General features: G+C 73.9%; 4 protein-coding genes and 1 pseudogene. 3 read left to right on the forward strand and 2 right to left on the reverse strand.

Annotation, left to right across the window (positions count from 1 at the left end; genetic code table 11):
* Positions 1–236 (reverse strand): annotated as a pseudogene (locus G3I65_RS48475) (hypothetical protein); the annotation flags it as partial.
* Between the two features lie 168 nt (positions 237–404).
* Here G3I65_RS48475 and G3I65_RS48480 point away from each other — a divergent pair.
* Together G3I65_RS48480 and G3I65_RS48485 are read left to right on the forward strand one after the other, a co-directional pair.
* Positions 405–1,154, forward strand: a complete 750-nt coding sequence (locus tag G3I65_RS48480; RefSeq protein ID WP_086845625.1) for a response regulator transcription factor — start codon at positions 405–407, stop codon at positions 1,152–1,154.
* Complete coding sequence (locus G3I65_RS48485) at positions 1,132–2,637, forward strand: cell wall metabolism sensor histidine kinase WalK (RefSeq protein ID WP_160702297.1); 1,506 nt, start codon at positions 1,132–1,134, stop codon at positions 2,635–2,637. Before G3I65_RS48480 ends, G3I65_RS48485 begins: the two co-directional genes overlap by 23 nt.
* Here the strand turns inward: G3I65_RS48485 and G3I65_RS48490 are convergent.
* The gene (locus G3I65_RS48490; protein ID WP_203612717.1) at positions 2,606–3,196 is read right to left on the reverse strand and encodes an O-methyltransferase; all 591 of its coding nucleotides are present in this window, start codon (positions 3,194–3,196) and stop codon (positions 2,606–2,608) included. The genes G3I65_RS48485 and G3I65_RS48490 overlap by 32 nt on opposite strands.
* Before the next feature lie 89 nt (positions 3,197–3,285).
* On the opposite strand from G3I65_RS48490, the gene G3I65_RS48495 reads away from it, so the two are divergent.
* Positions 3,286–4,752, forward strand: a 1,467-nt coding sequence (locus G3I65_RS48495; protein WP_239071902.1) for a glycosyltransferase family 39 protein, incomplete at its 3' end; no start/stop codon positions are given.

Genomic DNA, 4,752 nt, shown 5'->3' on the forward strand with positions numbered 1-4,752 from the left:
CCATTGCCGCCCGGGCCGCCGAAGCCGCCGGGGCCCTGTGCGGTGTCGCCGGCGCTGCTGGTGCCCGCCCAGATCGCCGCGCCGCCGCCGGCCGCGATGACCACCGCGATGCCGGCCGCGATGGCCGTTTTCTTGCCGGACCAGCCCTTCTTCGGCGCGGCTGGGGCCGGGTCGCCCCAGTTGGCTGGGGCCGGCTCGCCCTGGGGTGGCGTGGTCGGCGTCGGCTCGGTCGTCATCGTGTCCTCCGGTGGTGCCCACACTGGTCCCGGTCAGGTTCGCCGCCGAGGCTGTGTTTGAGCTGTGCGGGGCGTCAGCGGGCGCTGTGCCCCGGCCGGGCGAACTCTCACAGGGAACGCACAGCGAGTGCACAGCGAACACTGACGGTGCGCCGGGAAGGTGGCACCATGACCGCTATGAACGCCACGTCACCCGGCCCCGGCAAGGCCGACCTGCGCCGCGCCGACGGCAGCCCCGTGCGGGTGCTCGTGGTCGACGACGAGGCGACGCTGGCCGAGCTGGTGTCGATGGCCCTGCGGATGGAGGGCTGGGAGGTGCGCAGCGCGGGTGACGGCACGGAGGCCGTCCGGATCGCGCGTGACTTCCGCCCCGACGCCGTCGTCCTGGACGTGATGCTCCCCGACTTCAGCGGTCTCGAAGTGCTGCGGCGCATGCGGTCCGAGGCGCCGAACCTGCCGGTGCTGTTCCTGACGGCGAAGGACGCGGTCGAGGACCGCATCGCCGGGCTGACCGCGGGCGGCGACGACTACGTCACCAAGCCCTTCAGCCTCGAAGAAGTCGCCCTGCGGCTGCGCGCGCTGCTGCGCCGCGCGGGCGGGGTCACGGGCGCGAGCGGGTCGCAGCTGGTGGTCGGCGACCTCACCCTGGACGAGGACAGCCGCGAGGTGCACCGCGGCGGCGACCTGGTGCCGCTGACCGCGACCGAGTTCGAGCTGCTGCGCTACCTCATGCGCAACCCGAAGCGCGTGCTGTCGAAGGCCCAGATCCTGGACCGCGTCTGGAGCTACGACTTCGGCGGCCAAGCCAACATCGTCGAGCTCTACATCTCCTACCTGCGCAAGAAGATCGACGCCGACCGCGAGCCGATGATCCACACCATGCGGGGCGCCGGGTATGTCCTCAAGCCAGCGGGCTGACCGGCGGCGGTTCCGGCGGCCCTGGTCGCTGCGGCGGCGGCTGATCGTCCAGCTCGCCGCGCTGCTCGCGCTGGTGTGCGTGGTCGTCGGCGTGGTCACGGAGTTCGCGCTGAGCGAGTTCCTGGTGCGCCAGCAGGACGACAGGCTCAAGGCGGCCAGCGACCGCGCCGCGCACGGTGGGGAACGGCCGCCGTGGCCGTACGGCGAAGCGCCGCCGCCGGACCCGTTGCGCGTGCTCGGCCAGGGCGACGGCACGCTCGCGGTCGTCCTGACCGGCAACCGGGCGCAGGCGGGGGTGCTCGACTTCAGCGCGGGGACGCCGTCGAAGCGCCGGCCGCCGCTGAAGGCCATCCCGGCGGAGCAGGTGCTGACCCTGCTGGAGGTGCCGTCCGACGGGAAGCAGCGCACCGTCGACCTCGGTGGCAGCCTCGGCGAGTACCGGGTCGTCTCCACGGTTTCGCCCGGCGGCGAGAAGACGGTCATCGGCCTGCCGCTCAAGGACGTCAACGAAACGCTGTGGCGGCTCGGGTTCATCCTGGGCGGCGTCGCGATCGCCGGGATCCTGGTGGCGGGCGCGGTCGGCGCGGCGACGATCCGGCGCACGATGAAGCCGCTCGACCGGCTGGCCGCGACCGCGACGCGCGTGTCGGAACTGCCGCTGGACCGCGGCGAAGTCGCGCTGTCGGAACGCGTTCCGGAGAGCGACACCGACCCGAACACCGAGGTCGGCAAGGTCGGCTCAGCGCTGAACCGGATGCTGCAGCACGTCGCGAACGCGCTCACCGCGCGGCACGCGAGCGAGAACCGGGTCCGCCAGTTCGTCGCGGACGCCAGCCACGAGCTGCGCACGCCGCTGGCGGCGATCCGGGGCTACGCCGAGCTGACCCGCCGCGGCGGCGAGCAGGTGCCGCCGGACGTCGCGTTCGCGATGAGCCGCGTCGAGTCGGAGTCGCGCCGGATGACGACGCTGGTCGAGGACCTGCTGCTGCTCGCGCGCCTCGACTCCGGCCGCCCGGTGGTGCACGAGTGGGTGGACCTCTGCCGCCTGGTGGCCGACGCGGTCGCGGACGCGCACGTCGCGGGGCCGGAGCACAAGTGGCTGATGGACGTCCCCGGCGAGCCGATCGGCGTGCTCGGCGACGCTGGCCAGCTGCACCAGGTGGTGATCAACGTCCTGGCCAACGCGCGCACGCACACGCCGGCGGGCACGACGGTGACGACCACTTTGTCCACTTCGGACGAAATGGTCCGGCTCCGCGTGGCCGACGACGGCCCGGGCATCCCGCCGGACATCCTCCCGAACGTCTTCGAGCGCTTCGCCCGCGGCGACAATTCGCGCTCGCGGGCGGCGGGCAGCACGGGGCTCGGGCTGGCGATCGTGGCCGCGGTGGTCGGCGCGCACGGCGGCCGGGTCGGGGTGCAGAGCCGGCCGGGGCGCACGGAGTTCGAGATCACGTTCCCGGTGGCGCCGGCGCCCGCGTGAGCCGGGCGACGATCGTGGCGGAACCGGGGGTCAGCCGCAGCTCGGTCGCCAGCAGGTCCGGGTGCCGCAACCAGTGCAGCCGTGCGGTGTCGGGCGCGCCGTCGTACGTCGGCGGCCACGACGTCATCGGGGTGAAGTCGTCGATGACGAGGGTGCCCCACGGCCGCAGCCAGCGCCGTGGGTCGAGCGGCGGCTCGGCGCCCTTGCCCTGACCGCCGCCGTCCAGCACCAGCAGGTCGAACGGCGCCGCCTCGGCCAGGTCGGTCCAGTCGGCGTGCCGGATCGACACGTTCGGCACGCCGGCGAAGAGTTCCGACGCGGCCGCGTGCCGTTCGGCGTCCCGCTCCACGCTGACCACCGTCGTGCCGGGCCCGGCGCCGGCGGCGAGCCAGGCGAGGCCCACGCCGAAGCCGGTGCCGGTCTCGCCGATCGCCCCACCGTGGACGCCGCCGGCCAGCAACCGCAGGAGCCGGCCCTGTTCGGGTAGGCAGGAGCGGTCGAATCCCGCGTGGCGGGCGGCTCGCATCGCGCGGCGCACCAGCTCGGGCAGGTCCGGCACGGCTCACCTCACCTGGTCGGGGCGGATCCACAGCGCGCGCACAGCTTCGGCACAAGTTCACCACATCCGGCGCCGACACGGTGAGGGTCATGACGACCACGCTGCCGGCGCCCGCGGCCGCCCAGCCCGCTCCGGAAATCGTGCGGGAACCGCGGTGGGTCAGGCCTTCCGTGGGCGCGCTGCTGCTCGGGACCGGCCTGCTCTACCTGTGGGACCTGGCGAAAACGGGCTGGGCCAACGACTTCTACGCGATGGCCGCGCAGGCCGGCACGTGGAGCTGGAAGGCGTTGTTCTTCGGTTCGCTCGATCCGGGCAACGTCGTCACCGTGGACAAACCGCCGTTCTCCCTGTGGATCATGGGGTTGTCCGGGCGGCTCTTCGGCTTCTCCAGCTGGAGCCTGCTCATCCCGAACGCGCTCGCCGGCGTCGCGTCGGTGGGACTGCTGTACCTCGCCGTGCGGCGGCTTTCCGGGCCGGGCGCCGGGTTGCTGGCCGGCGCCGGGCTCGCGCTGACGCCGGTCGCCGCGCTCATGTTCCGCTACGACAACCCGGACGCCTTCCTCGTGCTGCTGCTGGTCGCCGGCGCGTACTGCGTGGTGCGCGCGATCGACCACGGGAGCACGGCGTGGCTGCTGCTCGCCGGGGTCGCGATCGGGTTCGGCTTCCTCGACAAGATGCTGCAGGCCTTCCTCGTGCTGCCCGCGTTCGTGCTCGCCTACGCCGTCGCGGCGCCGACGTCGGTCGGGAAGCGGGTCTGGCAGCTGGGTGCTGCGGCGGGCGCGGTGCTCGTCTCCGCCGGCTGGTGGATCGCGGTCGTCGCGCTGTGGCCGGCCGCCGACCGGCCCTACATCAGCGGCTCGACCGACAACACCGTGCTGGAGCTGGCCTTCGGCTACAACGGGCTCGGCCGGATCTTCGGCGAAGGCCGCGGTGGCGGTGGTGGCGCGACGTTCACGCCGCCCGCCGGCGTCGAGCTGCCCGCCGGCGGCCGCGGCTTCGGCGGTGGCGGGTTCGGCGGCGAGACCGGGCTGACGCGGTTGTTCGGCGGCGAGTTCGGCGGCGAAGCGTCGTGGCTGCTGCCCGCCGCGGTCATCGGGCTGGTCGCCGGCCTGTGGTTCACGCGCCGCGCGCCGCGCACCGACCGGACGCGGGCGGCGCTGCTGCTGTGGGGTGGCTGGCTGGTCGTCACCGCGCTGGTGTTCAGCTACATGAGCGGGATCATCCACCCGTACTACACGGTCGCGCTGGCGCCCGGGATCGCCGCCACGCTGGGGATTTCCGCGCGGGAGCTCTGGCGCGGGCGGGCGAACTTCACGGCTCGCGCGGTGCTCGCCGTCATGCTCGCGGTGACCGCGGTGTGGGGCTTCGTGCTCCTCGCGCGCACGCCGGACTGGCAGCCGTGGGTGCGCTACACGCTGCTCGCGCTGAGCGCGGCCGCCGTGTTCGCGCTGCTCTTCGGCGCCGACCGGCTCCGGCGGCTCGGCCCGGTCGTGGCCGTGCTCGGCCTGTGCGGCGCGCTGCTCGGGACGACGGCGTTCACACTGGCCACGGCGGCG

It is taken from the genome of Amycolatopsis sp. SID8362 (genome assembly GCF_010550475.1).
In the GTDB taxonomy this organism is placed as follows: Bacteria; Actinomycetota; Actinomycetes; order Mycobacteriales; family Pseudonocardiaceae; genus Amycolatopsis; species Amycolatopsis eburnea.